Raw genomic sequence first — 19140 nt, forward strand, 5'->3', positions numbered from 1 at the left:
CGATGAACGCCATCCTCGATGCCCTCGCCAACCTGACCGACGAGTTCGCCGCCCATGTCGTCCTGTGCGCCGCGGCCCTCGCTTCGGGGATAGCGGTCGCCTTGCCGCTCGCCGTCTGGGCATCCCGCTCCGCCACCGTCTCCCGCGTGACGCTGGGGTTCGCAAGCCTCGTCCAGACCATTCCCGCGCTTGCCCTGCTCGCCCTGTTCTTTCCCGTCCTGCTGAGCCTGCGCGCCCTGTTCGGCGAAGGTCTGCCGACGCTGGGCTTCCTGCCGGCACTGCTGGCGCTCGCGCTTTATGCGCTGCTGCCGATCCTGCGCAATGCAGTGACGGCGCAGGCCAATCTCGATCCGGGCGTCGTCGAAGCAGCCGACGGCGTGGGCATGAACGCCTGGCAGAAATTGCGGCTGGTCGAGGCACCGCTGGCCGCGCCCTACATCATGGGCGGCATCCGCACCGCCGCGGTCTGGACCATCGGCGCGGCGACGCTGGCGACGACGATCGGGCAGAAGAGCCTCGGCGATCCGATCTTCGCCGGATTGCAGACGCAGAACTGGGTGCTCGTGCTGGCGGGCTGTATCGCATCGGCGGGTCTCGCTTTGCTGGCGGACGGGCTGCTCGGCCTCATCGAGAAGGGGTTCGCGCGCCGCAGCAGGGCGATGTGGGGCGGTGGGCTTGCCGTCGTGCTCGCCGGGGTGGCCCTCGCCCTGTTCGCGCAATTCGCTCCCTTGGGCGGCTCGGATGGAGACCGGCGCATCGTCATCGGCGCGAAGGGCTTTTCGGAGCAATATATCCTCGCTCGCCTGATCGGCGACCGGGCAGAGGAAGCGGGCTATGCCGTCGAATATCGCGACGGACTGGGTTCGGCGGTCGCGCACAACGCGCTCACATCGGGCGAGATCGACGTGCTGGTCGATTATACCGGGACGATCTGGGCGAACATGATGGAGCGGCAGGACAATCCCCCGCGCGAGGAAATGTACGATGCGATCGTCCGGTGGGAAGAGGAAACCAGCGGCACGCGCGTTTTGGGGCGGCTCGGCTTCGAGAACGCCTATGGCCTCGCGATGCGCAGCGACGAGGCGGCGGCGCGCGGCTTCACCTCCATCGCGGATCTCGCCGCGGGTGGCAGGGGACTGGCGATCGGCGGCGACCCCGAATTCTTCGAGCGGCCCGAATGGGTGGCGGTGCGCGATGCCTACGGCTTGCCGCCGATGGAGCAGCGCACCTTTTCTCCCACCTTCATGTACAATGCGCTGCGCTCGCGCGATGTCGACGTGATCGGCGCCTACACCTCGGACGGGCGGATCGCGGCGGACAACCTCGTCATTCTCGACGATCCGCGCGGAGCGTTCCCCAATTACGACGCGATCGTGCTGCTCTCGCCGCAGCGCAGGGACGATGCGCGGCTGGTCGCAGCATTGGAGCCGCTGATCGGGGCGATCGACGTGGCGGCTATGCGGGAGGCGAACTACTCGGTCGACCGGCAGGACGACAAGCGCACCCCCGCTGAGGCGGCGCAGGCTCTGGCGCAGAAGATCGGGCTTTAGGCAAAGCCCGCGGGGTCGGCCCATTCCTCCCAACGAGAGACCACCGCCATCACCTTAAACAGCTCGCCCATCTCGTCAGGCGAGCACAATCGCCGATGGGCGGCAGCGATGGTTTGCGCGCGTGTTGGATCGGCTTTCGCCAGCGCATTTGCCCGCGCAGTTATGCCGAGCCGCTCGAGAAAGGCGCCCTGGGTGGTCGTGAAACACCGCTTGCTGACCTTTGTCTCGCTCTCGGCATCGCTTGACCCCTTCTCGGTGCCATTGTGGCCGACTGCCTCGCGGAGCGCGGAAAAGTCCACCAAAGCTGTCAAATCCGCCGTTCCGGGGGCCTCGAGCGGGTCGACTTTCCCGTGTTTGCGGATCGCTTGCAGGGTGGAACCGAACTGCGGCGCGTCATAGCCGTAGTCGATGACGAGAGCCGCGCCCCCTTGCGTATCGAGGCGGTCCGCGATCTCTCGCATCCAAGAGGTCGCTGCGGGGCAAACCTCCAATATCGCCCCGTTTTCTGCGGCTTTCAGGGATTCGGGCATGGCCGCTTCTAGGGGCTGGTCCCCGGCGACGAAGGCGAACTTCTCGCCTTCGAGGCCGATCATCCGCTCGCGCCACCCCTTGGGCGTGCGCACCAGTTGTCGAATGGGCAGAGCGTCGAAGAACTCGTTCGCTATCAATAGGATAGGGCGGTCATGGGGCAAGTCGTCCAGACCCTCGTGCAATGTTGCCCGTGGAACATTTTCCAGCAGGGTTTTTCGAAAATGGGGTGAACCTTCGACAAGGTGAATGTCGGGGACGAGCCCGAACCGCTCCATCACTCGCAACGCATCGCGGGCCAGCGTGCCGCGCCCCGGTCCGAGCTCGACATAGGCGATCTTCTCGGGACTTCCGCTACGTTGCCATAGATCGGCGCACCACAGCCCGATCATTTCGCCGAACATCTGGCTGATCTCCGGGGCCGTGATGAAGTCGCCTTCGCCCCCCAGCGGATCGCGCGAAGCATAGTAGCGCGCGTTCGCCTCTCCGAAATATTGCGAGACAGAGAGCGGTCCGGACCGCCTTATGAGCCGGGCGAAACGCCGTGTAAGATCCCGCGGATCGTCTTCGCTCATGCCGTTCGCGGCTTGCCCGAGACCCTTGAACCGGCAACCGGCGGGCGAGCAAGGGCGAAGACCATGACGGCGAGACCAACCCCGATCATCGGGAAGGACAGCCACTGCCCGCGTGATAGCCCCGTTTCCTCGACGACCTGGACGAGATGCGCGTCGGGCGCGCGGAAGAACTCGGTGATGAAGCGGGCTATGCCGATGCCGACGGTAAACAGCCCGACAAGCAGACCGGGACGATATCGCGCCCGCGTTTTCCAGAACACCAGCAGCATTACGATCATGAGCAGGAGGCCTTCGAGCCCTGCCTGATAAAGCTGCGAGGGATGGCGGGCGACCTGGTCGGGGTCGGTCGGAAAGATCATCGCCCAGGGCAAGCTGCCCTCGACAGGACGGCCATAAAGCTCGCCATTCACGAAATTCGCCAGTCGCCCGAAGAACATTCCGAACGGCACGTTCACCGCGATATAGTCGCAGACGCGCAGCCACGGGAGCCGGTTGCGAAGTGCGACCCAGGTAATCGCGACGAGTACGCCGATGACCCCGCCGTGAAAGCTCATCCCGCCGTCCCAAAGGCGCAGGAGATCCCAGCTGACGAACTCGCTTTGCGTGAACCCGGTGAACAGTTCGGGCTTGTAGAAAGCCGCATAGCCGAGCCTGCCACCAAGGATAATGCCGAGCGTGCAATAGAAGAACAGGTCGTCGACATGGACCTGCGCCATCGGGGCGCCGGGTGCCTTGATCATCCTGGAAAGATGCCAGTAGCCGAGCAGGATGCCGGCAAGATAGGCCAGCGAATAGAAGCGGAGCGTGAAGAAGCCGAGATCGATGCCGTTCGTCAGACCGAGATTCTCCCACATGATGGGCTGCGCGGCGGAAGCGTCGGCCAATAGTGACAGCACGGTATTCAATCCCTAGATGGTCGGTAACGAGCCGGGGCGGCAATCGGGTCTGACGGCCTATTGCATAGGGCGCCGCGGGAAAAAACCTTTATTGCGCCGGGTAGCGACGAAAGCCACGAAGTTTCGCGCCGCCCGGTAATTCGGAGAGGAATTGCCAGAACGATGCGTACAGAACTCGACCAGCTCATGGACCGGATCGCCGACGGACTGACCGCACCGGGGCAGATTTTCGAAACGGTCCCGTTCGAGCGCGGTGGCGTGGCGATGCCGTCCTTCAAGAACGCCCCGCCAAGCCTGGCGCATTACTTCGCCCATTACTGCAACGAGCACAAGGACGCGACCTTCCTTGTCGATGGCGATGTCCGCCTCACTTTCGGCGAAGCCTATGGCGCGGCGTTGCGGGTCGCCCGCGGGCTCGTCGCGAAGCAGGGCGTCGCCAAGGGGGATCGCATCGGCCTGGCGGCGCGCAATTCCGCAAACTGGGCGCTCGCCTATATGGGCATCGTGATGGCCGGAGGGTGCGCGACCCTTCTCAACGGGTTCTGGGAAGGCGACGAGCTTGCCTATGGCATACGGCTCGCCGGATGCAGCATCGTCCTCGCGGACGACGCGCGGATCGAACGCCTCGAAGGGACCGAGCATTCGGCGAAGATCGTGAGCCTTGGACACGGCGGTTCCCCTGCTGAAGGCCTGTCGGAAATATGGTCCGAGGACGAGGTCGCCCTGCCCGACCTGACGCAGGACGATCTGGCGACGATCCTTTATACTTCGGGATCGACGGGCACGTCCAAGGGAGCCTATTCGGATCACCGCGGCGTGCTGCACGGCATTATGAGCTACATCGCGCAGACGGCAATGATGCTGCAGGTGCTCGAACATCGCGACGAGGCCCCTACCTCTCCGCCGAGTTCGCTGGTCGCCGTCCCGCTGTTCCACGTGACCGGCGAGATACCGCTATTCCTGCAAAGCATCGCGATCGGGCGCAAGCTTGTCTTCATGCCGAAATGGGATGCGCGCGAGGCCATGCGGCTGATCGAGGAAGAGCAGATCAGCTACTTCGTCGGCGTGCCCCTCATGAGCTACGAAATGGCGAACCATCCCGACCGGGACCAGTTCGATCTGTCGTCCTGCAAATCGTTCGCGGCGGGCGGCTCGCCGCGTCCGCCCGAGCACGTGACGAAGATCAAGAACGCATTCCCCGAAGGCTTCCCGTTGCTGGGCTATGGCCTGACCGAAACCAATGCGGTGGGCTGCGGCAATCTCAACGAGAATTACCTCGCCAAGCCCGGCAGCACCGGACAGCCGAGCCGGCCGATCGTCGATCTGGCGATCCTGGACGATGACGGCAAACCGCTTGGGCACGGAAAGGTGGGAGAGGTCTGCATCCGCAGCACGGCCAACTTCCTCGGCTATTGGGATAACGAGGAGGCAACCGAAGCAGCGTTCACCGACGACATGTATTTCCGTACCGGCGACCTCGGCTATCTAGACGAGGACAATTACCTGTTCATCGTAGATCGCAAGAAGGACATCATCATTCGCGGCGGCGAGAACATCGCCTGCATCGAGGTCGAGGACGCCATCTACGCGCACGAGGACGTTGCGGAATGTTCGGTCTTCGGCCTGCCGGACGAGAAGTTCGGCGAAGTCCCGGCGGCGGTCTATTACGCGGCGGACGGCAGCGACCTGTCGCCCGACGAGTTGCTCGCCTTCCTCGAAGGACGCATCGCGAAATTCAAACTGCCTGCGAAGATTTGGCGGTCCGAAAGCGCCCTGCCGCGGCTCGGCACGCAGAAGATCGACAAGATCAGCGTGCGCAAGCGTTATGCGCCGACCTGACCCTGTCTGAAGAACGATGAACCGTACTCGCATCCCCAATCAGCGCCGCATCATCGACCGGCGCGCGCTTGCCGAAGAGATCGGTCGCCTCCACTCGGAGGACGGCAAGGATGCGCGGCCCGCGATCGTCGAACGGCTGAAGGAAGCGCTGGAAAAGGGGCGCGAGGAACTGGCCGAGCGGCTGCTGGACAAGCCTTCGGCGGGGCACGAATGTGCTGGCGGCCATAGCTTCCTCATCGATCAGCTTATCCGGGTCATCTACGATCATGTGACGGGCGACCTTTTGCCGCAGTCCAATCCGACGCCGGGCGAGCGCCTTACCCTGCTTGCGGTGGGGGGTTACGGGCGGGCGGAGATGGCGCCGCAATCGGACGTGGACATCGCCTTCGTTACCCCGCAGCGGCGCACGCCGTGGTGTGAGCAGGTCATCGAGACGATGCTCTATCTGCTGTGGGATCTCGGACTGAAGGTCGGACATTCGAGCCGCACGGTCGACGAGATGATCACCATGTCGAAGCAGGACCTTACGGTGCGAACAGCCATGCTGGAGGGGCGCTATCTGTGGGGCGACCAAGCGCTTTACGATGAGGGGGCGCGGCGCTTTCGCAGCGAAGTGGTGCGCGGAACGGCGCGGCAGTTCGTCTCGGAAAAGCTGGAAGAGCGCAACGAACGGCACAAGCGCATGGGCGACAGCCGCTATGTCGTCGAACCCAATGTGAAGGACGGCAAGGGCGGTCTGCGCGATTTGCAGACGCTCTACTGGATCGGCAAATACATCCATAACGTCCGCAGTGCGTCCGAACTGGTCGATGTCGGGCTGCTCACGCGCGAGGAATATCGCAGCTTCCGCCGGGCGGAAAACTTCCTGCTCGCGGTACGCTGTCACCTGCATACGCTGACGGGCCGCGCCGAGGACCGGCTGACCTTCGATTTCCAGCGGCAGATCGCCGAACGCATGAATTTCGCGGAACGCCCCGGCAAGGCACCGGTCGAGCGGTTCATGCAATTCTATTTCCTCCAGGCGAAGCGGGTGGGCAGCCTGACGGGCGTCTTCCTCGCGCATATCGACGACGAACTCGCGCAGAAGCGGCGTCGCACCGGCCTTCTCGCCGGTTTCAGTCCCAAGCCGCGAATGCTCAAAGGCTACCGGGTTTTCGGCGGCAGGATCGCGGCACCGGGCGACGACTGGTTCGAGAGGGACCCGGTGCGGCTTATCGAGATATTCCAGCTGGCCGAAGCCGAGGGGCTCGAAATTCATCCCGACACGATGCGCCTCATCGATCGGGACAACGGCCTCATCAAGCAGGAGGTGGGCAAGGACCCGCGCGCCAATGCCCTTTTCATCGACCTCCTGACTGGCCGCAACGATCCAGAAACCGTCTTGCGCTGGATGAACGAAACCGGCGTCTTCGGTCGCTTCGTCCCCGATTTTGGCCGGGTCAATGCGCAGATGCAGTTCGACATGTATCACCACTATACCGTCGACGAGCACACGATCCGGGCGATCGGTCTTTTGAACCGCATCGAGAAGGGCGATCTCAGCAAGGATCACCCGCGCAGCACGAAGCTCATCCACAAGGTCGGCTCCCGCCGTGCGGCCTACGTCGCGGTACTGCTGCACGACATCGCCAAGGGGCGTGGGGGTGATCATTCCGTGCTCGGCGCGGAGGTGGCGCAAAAGCTATGCCCGCGTTTTGGCCTGACCGCTTCTGAGACGGAACTGGTCAGCTGGCTCGTGCGGGAGCATCTGTTGATGAGCGCGACCGCATTCAAACGCGACTTGACCGATCCCAAGACGATCGAGGATTTCGTTGCGAAGGTTCAGGGCATCGAACGGCTGCGTCAGCTGGCGATCTTGACTTCCGTTGATATCCGCGCGGTCGGGCCGGGAACCTGGAACAGCTGGAAAGGGCAGCTTTTGGGCCAGCTGTTCGACAGCGCGCAGGAGCGGCTCCGCCTCGGCCACAAGCGCGACGGGCGCGATCTCCAGGTGGATGCGAAAAAGGAGGCAGTCGCCGAAATTTTGGGGGATCGCAGCGCCCTTATCGAGCAATCCGCCGCGCAACTGGACGATGCCTACTGGATCGCGGAGCCGGACGACGTGATCGCCCTCAACCTCGTGCATTTCGATGCGGCGAAGGCAGCGGGACACAAGCTGTCGGTCCATTGCGAATTCTACGAAGCGCGCGGCGCGACCCTCGTCACGGTCATCGCCGCCGACCATCCCGGCCTGTTCTACCGGATCGCGGGCGGCATTCACCTTGCAGGAGCGAACATCATCGACGCGCGCATTCATACGACGCGCAAGGGTTGGGCGATCGACAATTTCCTCGTGCAGGACCCGCTCGGCCAGCCATTCGGCGAGGACGACCAGCTCGAGCGGATCGAGACGGCCATCGGCGATGCGCTCGCCAATCGCATCGAACTGGCGCCGAAGCTCGCTCAACGCCCGCTTCCCCGGACCCGAGCCGCGGCATTCGACGTGAACCCACAGGTCTTCTTCGACAACACGGCGTCGCGTCGTTTTACCGTCATCGAAGTCAATGCGCGCGACCGGTCCGCGCTTCTCAACCGCCTTGCCCGCGCGCTGTTCGAGGGCAATCTCATCGTGCAGTCGGCCCACATCACAGCCTATGGCGAGCGAGCGGTCGATACGTTTTACGTTACGGATCTCGTGGGCGACAAGATCGTCGACAAGAAACGCCTTGCCGATATCGAGGCCGCGCTGCTCGAAGCGGCCAGCGACAAGCGTCAGCGAGAGCTGGAATCCGCCTGACGCAAAAGCGCCACACCCCACGAAAATCCTGCAAACTCCACCTGTTCAGCCCTCGCTTTACCGCCTAGTGGGCGCACGACTTTTTTGGGAGAGTTTGAGTATGAATCGTTCAGTTTGTTCCTGCGTGCGCTCGCCGTTCTGGGAGCGGGCATGGCTTTTGTCGCCACCCCTGCTTTCGCGCAGGATGCCGAACCCGCCGCCGACGAAAACCTCGTCGACAATGCGAGCGTCAATACGGAAAACGTCATCGTCGTGACCGCACAGGGCCGCGAACAGGTGCTGGCCGACGTGCCGGTCGCCATTTCCGCGGTCTCGGCAGAAACGCTGGAGAATTCAGGCACGAGCGACATCCGCGAACTCAACCAGGTCGCGCCGTCGCTGCTCGTCTCCTCGACCGGTAACGAAGCGAACGGTTCGGCCCGTATCCGCGGCATCGGCACGGTCGGCGACAACCCCGGCCTCGAAAGCTCGGTCGCGGTGTTCGTTGACGGCGTTTATCGCTCGCGTTCGGGCAATGCGCTATCCGAACTCGGCCCGCTCGACCGGGTCGAGATCCTGCGCGGCCCGCAGGGTACGCTGGGCGGCCGTAACTCCTCCGCCGGTCTTATCAACGTCTATACCGCGCAGCCCGAATTTTCCTTCGAAGCCTATGGCGCGTTCACCTACGGCAATTACGACGCGATCCGCGCCGAAGCCGGCATCAACGCTCCGATCGGTGACACGGTGGCCGCGCGTATCGACGGCGTCTATTTCAAGCGCGACGGCTTCTACAACGATGTCGTGAACGACACCGACATCAATAATCGCGATCGCTACCTCGTTCGCGGACAGTTGCTGTTCGAACCGACCGACGACCTCTCCTTCCGCCTCGTCGGCGACTATTCGAAGAAGGACGAGGCGTGCTGCGCCGCGACCTTCGTGCAGCCGGAATTCGCACCGCTTGCGCGTGTTTCGCCGGGTCTCGACCCCTTCACGCGGCCTCAGCCCGGAGCCCCTGCCCTGACGAGCACGAGCAATCCGATCGTTCCGGTCCTGATCGGCCTCGGTCAGGATCAGCGCGCGCTGACGCAATCGACCTTCAACCGCGACATCTACGTGACACCCGGGCGCTCCTACGAAGGCAGCACGGAAGATTACGGTATTTCCGGCGAGCTGAACTGGGAATTCGGAAACGTCACCCTCACCTCGATCACAGGCTATCGCGAATACGAGAATACGCAGGGCTCGGATACCGACTACACGCAGGTCGACATCCTTTACCGCGCACCCGGCGATTTCGCAGGAGCGCGCCAGTTCAAGACCTTCACGCAGGAAGTTCGCCTGAACGGCACCGCTTTCAACGACCGGCTCGACTGGCTCGTCGGCGGATACTACGCGAACGAGGACCTGCAGGTCCGCGACAATCTGCGCTTCGGTGAGCAGTATGGACAGTTCGTCTCGTGTCGTCTTGCCATCGCACTTCAGCCCACGCTGGGCGCTGCAATCGGTCGCACGGTCGCCGATCCGTCACAGGCAAACTGCTTCGATCCGGTCGCTTTCGGCGCGATTCAGGCCGGTGGCGTCTTCGGAGCGGCAACGCCGCTCGTCGTTCCGGCGCTGAACAACCTTGCCTCGATCAGTGATGCAGGCAGCACGGGTGATGTCTACAACCAAACGAGCGAGAACTTCGCGTTCTTCACGCACAACATCTTCCACATTACCGATACCGTCGACCTGACCCTTGGCCTTCGTTACACCAACGAAACCAAGGACTTCGATGCAACGTTCGGGAACGACAACACGGTTTGCGCCACGAACCGCGCGCTGCTGAACCCGATCCTGAGCGCATCCGCATTCTTCCAGGGCATTCTCTCCCTGTCGTGCCAGGGTAACTCCACCTCCGAGTTGAACGGCGTTTCGCTGTCCGACACGCGGGACGAGGACGAGTTTACCGGCACGGGTATCCTGAGCTGGAAGCCGAACCCCGACCTCCTTTTCTACGGCAGCTATTCGCGAGGCTACAAGGCGGGCGGTTTCAACCTCGACCGTTCAGCTCTGTCGGACCCGGTCACCTTCAACGTCGCCGCTCTTGATCCTGCAAACCTGCAGTTCGAAGAGGAAACGGTGAGCGCCTATGAAATCGGGATGAAGTACTCGACCCGTGAATTCGGCCTCAGCGTCGCGGCGTTCCGGCAGGAATTCTCGAACTTCCAGTTGAACACCTTCAACGGATCGGTCTTCCTCGTGCAGAACGTCAATGCCTGCGGCACAGATCTGGGTGGCGGCGACCAAGATGCCAGCCCGACGACCGGTGCCTGCGCCGCCGACGACACGGTTCCCGGCGTCATCGCGCAGGGCGTCGAAATGGAAGCAACGCTGAACCCGGTCCGCGCAGTCGCGGTAACGTTCGGCCTGACCTACTCCGACACGGCTTACGAGAACGATCTGGTCGGCAACGACACGGGCGTTCCGCTCGATCCGGCCCTGCGTCTGCTGCCGGGTGACAACCTGTCGAACGCGCCGGAAATCGTGGGTACCTCGTCCTTCACCTGGACGCCGGAAATCGGCACGAGCGGTCTGCGCGGTCTCGTTTATCTGAACGCCCGCCTGACGAGCGACTACAACACCGGTTCCGACCTCCTCTATGGCAAGGAACAGGACGGTTACGTGCTGGTCAACGGCCGCATTGGCATCACCAACATCGCCGACCGGTTCGCGATCGAGGGCTGGGTGCAGAACATGTTCGACGTCGACTACACGCAGGTCGCGTTCAACACGCCGTTCGTCGCCCCGCAGCAAACCTACTCGGCCTATCTCGCCGAGCCGCGCACCTACGGAGTGACGGTTCGCGGACGCTTCTAAGCATCTGACGAGACATAGAAATCGGGAAAGGGCGCTCTTCGGGGCGCCCTTTTTCTTTACGTGCAATCAGGGCGTGCAATCAGGCGCGCTGGCCGAAAAGCGCGGTGCCGACCCTGATATGCGTCGCGCCGAGCATGATCGCGGTTTCGTAGTCGCCGCTCATCCCCATGCTGCGCCCGGACAGGCCATTATCCTCGGCCAGCTTGTCGAGCAGCGCGAAAAAAGGCGCAGGTTCAATATCTTGCGGGGGAATACACATCAGCCCGGCGAGGGGAATGTCGGAATTGCGCGCGGCTGCGACGAGCTTCGGCAAATCGGCAATGGTGCAGCCGCCTTTCTGTTCTTCGCTACCGATATTGACCTGGATAAAGCATTCTATTCGCTTGTGTTTCTTGTCGAAGGCCTTGGCCAGTGCCTTGACGAGGCTCATCCGGTCAAGCGAATGGATACAATCGAACAGATCGACGGCGTCCTCCGCTTTGTTCGACTGCAGTTGCCCGACGAGATGCAGCTTCGTGTCAGCAAAGTTTTCCTGTAATTCCGGCCACTTGGCTTGCGCTTCCTGTACGCGGTTCTCGCCGAAGACGCGCTGCCCCGCCTCGAGCAAAGGGCGGATCGCGGCGGCATCGTGCTTCTTGCTCACGGCAACGAGCGTCACTTCGTCCGGATCGCGGCGCGCAATCTTGCAGGCCTTTGCGATGTTCGCATGCACGGTTTCTAGCGGGTTTTGCTGCTTTTCCATGGGATGAGGGCTATAGCGGCAACGCCATGGCAATCCAGACCCTTCCCGACCTCTGGCTGTTCTCCGACGAGCGCAACGACGCCGCGCTCGAACAGGCCTTGGCGAACCTGCCGTGCCACTCCGGCTTCGTCTTCCGGCACTACCATCTGGAGCCTAAGGCACGGCGCCAGCGCTTTGAAATACTGGCGAAAATTGCTCGAAAGCATGGTCATTTCATCGCCGTTTCCGCGAAGATCCTCGATGATCCACAATGGCACCAAGATGCCCCTCAAGGATGTCTGGACGGCGTTTACGGTGTGCGAGCGACCGGCAAGCTACCCGCCTTTCCCTATCTCGCGACAGCCCATGACGAGGCCGAAATGGAAGCTGCGAATTCGGACGGAGCCGCCGCCGTTTTCATCTCGCCGGTCTTCGCCACCCGATCGCATCCGGGCAGCACCGTCCTCGGTCCCGAGGGCTTCGCAAAACTGGCGGCAAAGGCCACGATGCCGGCCATCGCGCTCGGCGGGATGACGCGAGAGCGGGCAGCCGCGATGAAATGCCGCAGGTGGGGCGCGATCGACGGGCTGGCCGTGCCATTTCCTTGACGCATCGCCCGCCCGCGGTGCATTGTCCGGGGCGGGGACACTACAAGGACGGACGGCGAGAAATTGAACATGGCCTCGCGGGCGATGACGACACGAAAGCAGACCGACTGGCGGGCAGCGTTCCGCCGCTCGGCGGCGCGCGCGATGCAGATGATCGGAGCGGGCCTGCTCGCCCTGCTCCTCGCCTTCCTGACGCTGTCGCTCGCCAGCTACACCCAGACGGACCCGAGCGGATCGACCGCCGCCGCCGATACCGCCATCGCGAACTGGATGGGTGCGAGCGGCGCGTGGGCCTCAGAGCGCATCCTGCTCGTCTTCGGCTGGCCCGCCATCCTCCTGTTGCCGCTCATCTATGTCGCCGCGCGGCGGCTATGGCGCGCGGTCGAGACGGATGGCGACGACGAGAGCGCGACGCACGGCTCGTGGTGGCGCCCCTTCCTCATGCTGCTGCTCGCCGTCGCGCTGTTCGGCATCGTCCTCTCGCTCTTGTCCGATGCGAGCGGATGGGGGCTGCCCGCGGGTCTCGGCGGATTGACCGGATTGCTCGGCGCGGCGGGCTTCGAAGCGATCGCCGGTCGCTTTCCCGATGGCGCACGGGTCTGGATCATCGGCGGTCTGGGCCTTGCGAGCCTTGCCGGCGCACTCGCCCTCGTCACGCGTGTCTTCGCCATCGACTGGGCCCAGTGGCTTACCCTGCCCGGCTTCCTGAAACGCGAGAGCCTTCCCGTTTTCGACGAGGATGATGCAGAGGACCGCTCGCCGGTCCGCCCCGCCCGGCGACAGCAGCGAGTGGCGGAGAAGGACGATGAGGCATCGCTCGCCCCGCCCGCGCCGCGCCGCGCGCCGGAAATTTCCGACCCGTCGGCCCCGCCCCGCGCCCCCGTCAAACCGGTCCAGACGAAGCGCGATATGTTCGCCGACTACGAATTGCCGGGCCTCGATCTGCTGGCCGAAGTGCCGAAGCAATCGGCGAAGAAGCTCGACAAGATGGCGCTGGAGCGTAACGCCCGCCTGCTCGAGAACGTGCTCGACGACTTCAACGTGAAGGGGGAGATCACCGCCGTTCGAACCGGCCCGGTCGTCACGATGTACGAACTGGAGCCTGCCCCCGGCATCAAGGCGAGCCGCGTCGTCGGGCTGGCCGAGGACATCGCCCGCAACATGAGCGCGATATCCGCGCGCGTATCCCCCATACCGGGCAAGACCGTGATGGGCATCGAACTGCCCAATGCCGACCGGCAAACGGTCGCCTATCGCGAACTCGCGGCCTGCGCCGATTTCGTCGAGGCGAAGGGCGGCCTGCCGATCATTCTGGGCAAGGACATCGCGGGCGAGCCGATCATCGCCGATCTTGCCGCCATGCCGCATCTGCTGGTTGCCGGGACCACCGGCTCGGGCAAGTCGGTCGGGCTCAATGCCATCCTGCTCTCGCTGCTCTATCGCTTCACGCCCGAGGAATGTCGCCTCATCCTGATCGACCCGAAGGTGCTCGAACTTAAGACATATGACGACATTCCGCACCTGCTTTCGCCGGTCGTCACCGAACCTGCGAAATCGGTGCGCGCGCTCAAATGGGCGGTTGAGGAAATGGAACGCCGCTATCGGATGATGTCGAGCGTCAATTCGCGCAACCTCCACTCCTTCAACGAGAAGGTGAAGGCCGCCGCGGCCAAGGGCAAGCCGCTGGGACGCCGGGTCCAGACCGGGTTCGACCCGGAAACGGGCGAGGAACTCTACGAAGAGGAACAGCTCGACTACCAGGCGCTGCCGCAGATTGTGCTGATCGTCGACGAACTCGCCGACCTCATGGTGACGGTCGGCAAGGAGATCGAGGTGCTGATCCAGCGGCTCAGCCAGAAATCGCGCGCCGCGGGGATCCACCTCATCATGGCGACACAGCGGCCGAGCGTCGATGTCATCACCGGCGTCATCAAGGCGAACCTGCCGACCCGCATCAGCTTCAAGGTGACGAGCCGCATCGACAGCCGCACGATCCTGGGCGAACAGGGCGCGGAACAGCTGCTCGGGAAGGGCGACATGCTCTACAAGCCCAACACCGGCGCAACCGTGCGCGTCCACGGTCCGTTCGTGTCCGACGAGGAAGTCGAGCGGGTGGCCGATTTCTGGCGGGCTCAGGGCAAGCCCGAATATGTCGATGCCGTCACCGAGGAACCCGAGGATGGCGGAATGCTCGGCTTCGAGGACGAACTGACCGCGTCCGACGATCCCAATGAGCGCAAGTACCGGCAGGCCTGCCAGATCGTGATCGAGAACCAGAAGGCCAGCGGTTCGTGGCTGCAACGCCAGATGGGCGTCGGCTACAACACGGCGGCAAAATGGATCGAGCGCATGGAGGAAGAAGGTCTCGTGGGCCCGGCGAACCATGTCGGTCGCCGCGAAATCTATCGCGATCAGGACGGCAACGTCCTCTAGCGAATCCACTTCTGCCACATTTCCGCCCGAAAGCGTGTTGAACGGTTCGCCGCGCGAATTGCCCGACATACCGAGCCCATTGCCCCCTCGGGGGAGCGTTCATGCGACCGACAGGTTAAGCTGAACAGCAGAGCGGTGAGTTGTTCGCACGCGGTCCCGCCGGGGTCGCGTGCATCGTCATTTGAGAAGGGGTGACAGTCGGCGACGCCTGAGGCGGCCAAGGGACTGACGGTGCGAGTTCGCTCGACCGGCTGTGACCGATTGAAGGAGTAGCTTTATGACAATGACATCGAAATATCACCGGGCATTGGTTCCGCTGGCCGCGCTCGCGGTTGCATTGCCCGCCGGCCTTTCCGCCCAGCAGGACGGTTACGACGCGCAAGACGATTACGAAGCGCAGTCGCAGGACGGCGAAGTGCTCGGAACCGTCTATGGCGCGGTTCCTGCCGACCTGTCGGGCTATCCGGAAGGCCCGACGATCGAGGGCATCATCTCCGCCCGCAACGACAACAAGATCCAGATCACGAGTTCCGATGGTTCCACCGCGGTCGTTTCGCTGAGCGACGGCACGGAAATCAAGTCGAGCGGCGGCTTCCTCGGTCTTGGCCGCGACACGCTCACCGCCGACCAGTTGATGAACGGCCTGCCGGTCGAAGTCGAGACGGTCGCCTGGGCGCGCAGTCTCATCGCCAGCCGGGTGGACTTGAAGTCCAAGGATCTGCGCACCGCCGCGATGATCAATCAGGGCACGGCGCAGGGCTTTGCCGAGCAGACCGCCGCGACCGAAGCATTGCGCGGACGCGTCGCCAATATCGACAAATACAACGTGAAGGGCACGACCAACGTGTTCTTCGATACGGGCAAGGCGAACCTGTCGAGCGAAGCGCAGGCCGATCTTTGCTCCGCCGCTGCGGAAGCCGATGCGACCGAGAACGCACTGATGCTGGTCGTCGGCTACACCGATTCGGTTGGTGATTACGAGTACAACCAGCAGCTGAGCGAGCGACGCGCGGCGCGGGTCGTCAACTACCTGCAGCAGGCGTGCGGGTGGGAGCCCTACCGGATGCTCACCCCGACCGGCATGGCCGAGGCCGATCCGATGGCCGATAACGAGACCGAGGAAGGCAAGGCGCAGAACCGCCGCGTGGCCGTCAACATCCTCGTCAGCAAAAGTGTCGACGGGCTGTAAGCCGCCGAGCGTTCAGCACTGCGAACAACGAAAGGGGCGGGCCGCTTGGTCCGCCCCTTTTTCGTGGCACGCGCGGGCCGCGCACCGGCCTGTCAGACGTCGCACCTGACCCCTTCGAGCAGGGTGTCCTCCAGATTGTCGCCGTGCAGGACGGAAACGTCACCCGTCGTTTCGAGCACGACCGCGCGAACGTCTTCCAGCCTGAGCACGTTCGCCTCGCGCAGTTTGGCCCGCAAGTCGCTTTCGGCGACGCGAGTCCGTTTGAGCGCATCGCGATTGAACTCGCCGTTCCGCATCAGCAGGACGGGCTCGTTCTGAATGAATTGTTCGAACCCGTCCGAACGCTTGCGGACCCAGGCGGTCGCCCACTGCATCAGGAACAGGCCAACCATCCCGGTCAGGGGCTGAAGGAAGGCCAGCCAGTCGCTCGCCTGCGAGGCACCTGCAACGAGGCTGCCGAGCGCGACCGTCATGACGAAATCGAAGCTCGTCATCTTGGACAAGGAGCGCAGGCCGACGATCCGGACGAGGCAAACGACCCATAACAGGGCGACCATGGCGAGCACTACGCCGCGCAGCATGGCATCCAGCACTTCGTTTTCGATGATCATCGTCAGACAAAGCGGGTCGCGGGCCGCTTCGTTCCGGGCGAGGCGTTTGAAACCGGCCTGCAATTTGAAAATGGCGGGTTCGGTTCCTATTTCGGCAGTGCCCCGTCCAGCGCGGGTGCTACGCGGCCGGGTTCCATCTCGGCCATTCCCACCACCTCACCGGAGACATCATGCGACTTTCGACGTATCTTCTTGCTGCCCCGCTCCTCGCGACGAGTGCTCTCACCGCCGCCCAGCCCGCCGAGGGCGAAACAGCGATCGTCGTCACGGCGAAGGCACCCAAGGGACTGGACGACAAGCAGTTGCGGCAATGGGAAAAGCTCAACAACGAGGCGCGCAAGCTGAGCGAGCGGCGCGAGAAACTCCGCGAGGAGCTGGCCGATGACGAGCATGACGTCGAGGAAGCCGAAGAGGATTTCGAGGACGCGCGCGACAAGCTGGAGGACGAGCGCGAGGACATGGCGCGCACCGTGAAGGACATCGCCGAACTGGAGCGGGACGTGCAGCGCCTGCTCATGCGCCGGGCTGAACTGCGCGGCAACTGACGCTTCCAGCGACCGATAGCAGATATGAAAAAGGGCGCCGCGATGGCGCCCTTTCCCTATATATCGGGCTCGAAACAACCTCAGGCGTAGGCGAGACCCGTATTAACGACGGTCGGCTTGCGGCGCCGCATCGCTCCGCCCACGGCTGCGAAGCCGACGAGTAGCAGTGCCCAGGTGCCCGGTTCCGGCACGGCAGCGGTCGATGCGAAGCTGATTGTGCCCGCAAAGCTCGCATTGCCGCCGCTGATACCGTTGACGGTCAGCGTCTGCGTTCCGGCGAGCGTGGCAAGCGTCAGGCCGCCGAACTCGAACGTGTCGTTGGCGGACATGATGAACGGCGTGCCGTTCAGCAGGACCGACGTGAAGTCGAGATTGGTCATCATGTTGACGGCGATCGAGGTGATCGAAGTGCTGGTAATTCCGTCGGTCGGCAATTCGAACGTGAATTCACGGGTGAATTCGCCCGCGCCCTTCACGACGCCGGAGAATTTACCGCTTAGCTGCGTGTCGTCGCCCGTCAGGACGATTTCTGCAGCATTGGCAGCGCTGGCCGGGACCATCATCGCGATGGCTGCCGGGGCGCTCAGCAAGGCTAGGCTGAGGTTTTTCATCAGGTTGGTTCCCTTCATCGAGACGGTTCTCTCGTAAGGATTTGTTTACTTCTACTTCGCAATACCGACAATAGAGATAGTGAAGGCTTCCTGTTTCATTACGGGAGTCAACCAAGTAAACAGATGACGAAATGGCGGAAATTGGCGCGTCGTTTCTCCCCCGAATATTGAAGGACAAGGTAAACGCCAGCGCTTTAGGGGCGATCTGCGCCTATTGCGCCACAGATGATGTTGCCCATTGAAGCGGGTTCGTTTCACCTGTAACGGCTTGGCCTCCCCCGAAAGAGAGACGTCATGCTGATCGGTTGCCCCAAGGAAATCAAGAACCACGAATATCGCGTCGGGCTGACCCCGGAAAGCGCGCGCGAACTTGTCGCGAATGGCAGCGATGTCTGGATCGAGAGCGGGGCGGGGCTCGGCATCGGGGCGACCGACGCTCAATATCGCGCGACGGGTGCGACGATCGTCGAGGGTCCGGAGCGCATCTTCGCCGAGTGCGAGATGGTCGTGAAAGTGAAGGAACCTCAGGCCGAGGAGCGCGCCATGCTGCGCCGCGGCCAGATCCTCTATACCTACCTCCATCTTGCTCCCGACGAGCCCCAGACGAAGGATCTCGTCGATTCAGGCGTCACCGCGATCGCCTACGAGACCGTCACCGGACCGGGCGGAACGCTGCCCCTGTTGAAACCGATGAGCCAGGTGGCCGGCCGCATGAGCGTGCAGGCAGGCGCAACCGCGCTGGAAAAGGCGCATGGCGGACGCGGCGTCCTGCTCGGCGGGGTTCCGGGAGTGATGCCCGGCAAGGTCGTCGTCATCGGCGGCGGGGTCGTCGGCTTCAACGCCGCGCAGATGGCCGTGGGTCTCGGCGCGCAGGTCGTCATCATGGACCGCGATCCCGAAGTGCTCGACAAGGTCGGCACCTTTTTCGAGAACCGTGCCAGCACGCGCTTTTCCAACCGCGCCAATCTGGAGGAAGCGATCGCGGAAGCCGACCTCGTGATCGGGGCGGTCCTCATTCCGGGCGCGTCCGCGCCCAAGCTCGTCACGCGCGAACTGCTCGGCTCGATGAAGCCGGGCGCCGTGCTGGTCGACGTTGCGATCGACCAGGGCGGTTGTTTCGAAACCTCCAGGCCCACGACCCATGCCGAGCCGACCTATGTCGTTGACGAGATCGTGCATTACTGCGTCGCGAACATGCCGGGCGCCGTCGCCCGGACGAGCACCTATGCCCTGAACAACGTCACCCTGCCCCATGCCCTGCACATTGCGCGGTCGGGCTGGAAGGACGCGATGCGCGAAAATCCGCATCTCGCCGCGGGTCTCAACGTCCATGAAGGACACGTGACCTATGAAGCGGTCGCGCAGGAACAGGGTTACGACTACGTTCCCGTTGCGTCGCTTCTCTAATCCCGACGGA

The 19140-nt window shown here is 63.3% G+C and carries 14 protein-coding genes; 9 read left to right on the plus strand and 5 right to left on the minus strand.

The window, feature by feature from the left end:
* Nucleotides 1–2: 2 nt before the first annotated feature.
* Nucleotides 3–1550, plus strand: coding sequence for an ABC transporter permease/substrate-binding protein (locus GRI38_RS11575; protein WP_160684031.1), 1548 nt, complete (start codon nt 3–5; stop codon nt 1548–1550).
* On the opposite strand, the gene GRI38_RS11580 is transcribed toward GRI38_RS11575, so the two are convergent.
* The gene (locus GRI38_RS11580; RefSeq protein WP_160684034.1) at nt 1547–2653 is read right to left on the minus strand and encodes a class I SAM-dependent methyltransferase; all 1107 of its coding nucleotides are present in this window, start codon (nt 2651–2653) and stop codon (nt 1547–1549) included. The two genes, GRI38_RS11575 and GRI38_RS11580, sit on opposite strands and share 4 nt — an antisense overlap.
* On the minus strand, nt 2650–3549 hold the full coding sequence (lgt, locus tag GRI38_RS11585; RefSeq protein ID WP_337191286.1) for a prolipoprotein diacylglyceryl transferase: 900 nt from the start codon (nt 3547–3549) through the stop codon (nt 2650–2652). Before lgt ends, GRI38_RS11580 begins: the two co-directional genes overlap by 4 nt.
* 162 nt (nt 3550–3711) lie before the next feature.
* Here lgt and GRI38_RS11590 point away from each other — a divergent pair, with 162 nt between their 5' ends.
* From GRI38_RS11590 to GRI38_RS11600, 3 genes are all read left to right on the plus strand, one after another.
* Nucleotides 3712–5388 (plus strand): class I adenylate-forming enzyme family protein, encoded by a 1677-nt coding sequence (locus GRI38_RS11590; RefSeq protein WP_160684037.1) that lies wholly within the window; start codon nt 3712–3714, stop codon nt 5386–5388.
* 16 nt (nt 5389–5404) lie between these two features.
* Nucleotides 5405–8164 (plus strand): [protein-PII] uridylyltransferase, encoded by a 2760-nt coding sequence (locus GRI38_RS11595; RefSeq protein ID WP_160684040.1) that lies wholly within the window; start codon nt 5405–5407, stop codon nt 8162–8164.
* Nucleotides 8165–8314: 150 nt separating this feature from the next.
* Complete coding sequence (locus GRI38_RS11600; RefSeq protein ID WP_160684043.1) at nt 8315–11005, plus strand: TonB-dependent receptor; 2691 nt, start codon at nt 8315–8317, stop codon at nt 11003–11005.
* Nucleotides 11006–11084: 79 nt separating this feature from the next.
* Here GRI38_RS11600 and GRI38_RS11605 read toward each other — a convergent pair whose 3' ends face one another.
* On the minus strand, nt 11085–11747 hold the full coding sequence (locus GRI38_RS11605; protein ID WP_160684046.1) for a YggS family pyridoxal phosphate-dependent enzyme: 663 nt from the start codon (nt 11745–11747) through the stop codon (nt 11085–11087).
* A 26-nt stretch (nt 11748–11773) separates the two neighbouring features.
* Here GRI38_RS11605 and GRI38_RS11610 point away from each other — a divergent pair, with 26 nt between their 5' ends.
* The 3 genes from GRI38_RS11610 (at nt 11774) to GRI38_RS11620 (ending at nt 15956) form a co-directional block, all read left to right on the plus strand.
* A complete protein-coding gene (locus tag GRI38_RS11610; RefSeq protein ID WP_160684049.1) occupies nt 11774–12334 on the plus strand; it encodes a thiamine phosphate synthase in 561 nt (186 codons plus the stop codon).
* A 69-nt stretch (nt 12335–12403) separates the two neighbouring features.
* Nucleotides 12404–14767 (plus strand): FtsK/SpoIIIE family DNA translocase, encoded by a 2364-nt coding sequence (locus GRI38_RS11615; RefSeq protein ID WP_160684356.1) that lies wholly within the window; start codon nt 12404–12406, stop codon nt 14765–14767.
* A 277-nt stretch (nt 14768–15044) separates the two neighbouring features.
* Nucleotides 15045–15956, plus strand: coding sequence for an OmpA family protein (locus GRI38_RS11620; protein WP_160684052.1), 912 nt, complete (start codon nt 15045–15047; stop codon nt 15954–15956).
* Nucleotides 15957–16048: 92 nt separating this feature from the next.
* Here GRI38_RS11620 and GRI38_RS11625 read toward each other — a convergent pair whose 3' ends face one another.
* Nucleotides 16049–16567: a DUF421 domain-containing protein gene (locus GRI38_RS11625; RefSeq protein ID WP_160684055.1), complete on the minus strand. Its 519-nt coding sequence runs from the start codon at nt 16565–16567 to the stop codon at nt 16049–16051.
* 170 nt (nt 16568–16737) lie between these two features.
* Between GRI38_RS11625 and GRI38_RS11630 the strand changes: the two genes are divergently transcribed.
* Nucleotides 16738–17112 carry a hypothetical protein gene (locus GRI38_RS11630; protein WP_160684058.1) on the plus strand — a complete coding sequence of 125 codons (375 nt, stop codon included), beginning with the start codon at nt 16738–16740 and terminating at the stop codon, nt 17110–17112.
* A gap of 80 nt (nt 17113–17192) precedes the next feature.
* On the opposite strand, the gene GRI38_RS11635 is transcribed toward GRI38_RS11630, so the two are convergent.
* Nucleotides 17193–17723, minus strand: a complete 531-nt coding sequence (locus GRI38_RS11635; protein ID WP_160684061.1) for an FxDxF family PEP-CTERM protein — start codon at nt 17721–17723, stop codon at nt 17193–17195.
* 294 nt (nt 17724–18017) lie between these two features.
* Between GRI38_RS11635 and ald the strand changes: the two genes are divergently transcribed.
* Nucleotides 18018–19130: an alanine dehydrogenase gene (gene ald, locus GRI38_RS11640; protein ID WP_160684064.1), complete on the plus strand. Its 1113-nt coding sequence runs from the start codon at nt 18018–18020 to the stop codon at nt 19128–19130.
* Nucleotides 19131–19140: the final 10 nt, after the last annotated feature.

The organism is Parapontixanthobacter aurantiacus (assembly GCF_009827635.1).
Classification (GTDB): domain Bacteria; phylum Pseudomonadota; class Alphaproteobacteria; order Sphingomonadales; family Sphingomonadaceae; genus Parapontixanthobacter; species Parapontixanthobacter aurantiacus.

Bases quoted from the DNA above. Each gene is read 5' to 3' on its own strand.
- GRI38_RS11620 (WP_160684052.1), top strand. From the start codon at position 15,045: ATGACAATGACATCGAAATATCACCGGGCATTGGTTCCGCTGGCCGCG.
- GRI38_RS11630 (WP_160684058.1), top strand. From the start codon at position 16,738: ATGCGACTTTCGACGTATCTTCTTGCTGCCCCGCTCCTCGCGACGAGT.
- GRI38_RS11625 (WP_160684055.1), bottom strand. From the start codon at position 16,567: ATGATCATCGAAAACGAAGTGCTGGATGCCATGCTGCGCGGCGTAGTG.
- GRI38_RS11580 (WP_160684034.1), bottom strand. From the start codon at position 2,653: ATGAGCGAAGACGATCCGCGGGATCTTACACGGCGTTTCGCCCGGCTC.
- ald (WP_160684064.1), top strand. From the start codon at position 18,018: ATGCTGATCGGTTGCCCCAAGGAAATCAAGAACCACGAATATCGCGTC.
- GRI38_RS11615 (WP_160684356.1), top strand. From the start codon at position 12,404: ATGGCCTCGCGGGCGATGACGACACGAAAGCAGACCGACTGGCGGGCA.
- GRI38_RS11635 (WP_160684061.1), bottom strand. From the start codon at position 17,723: ATGAAAAACCTCAGCCTAGCCTTGCTGAGCGCCCCGGCAGCCATCGCG.
- GRI38_RS11595 (WP_160684040.1), top strand. From the start codon at position 5,405: ATGAACCGTACTCGCATCCCCAATCAGCGCCGCATCATCGACCGGCGC.
- GRI38_RS11600 (WP_160684043.1), top strand. From the start codon at position 8,315: ATGGCTTTTGTCGCCACCCCTGCTTTCGCGCAGGATGCCGAACCCGCC.
- GRI38_RS11575 (WP_160684031.1), top strand. From the start codon at position 3: ATGAACGCCATCCTCGATGCCCTCGCCAACCTGACCGACGAGTTCGCC.
- GRI38_RS11605 (WP_160684046.1), bottom strand. From the start codon at position 11,747: ATGGAAAAGCAGCAAAACCCGCTAGAAACCGTGCATGCGAACATCGCA.
- GRI38_RS11610 (WP_160684049.1), top strand. From the start codon at position 11,774: ATGGCAATCCAGACCCTTCCCGACCTCTGGCTGTTCTCCGACGAGCGC.
- GRI38_RS11590 (WP_160684037.1), top strand. From the start codon at position 3,712: ATGCGTACAGAACTCGACCAGCTCATGGACCGGATCGCCGACGGACTG.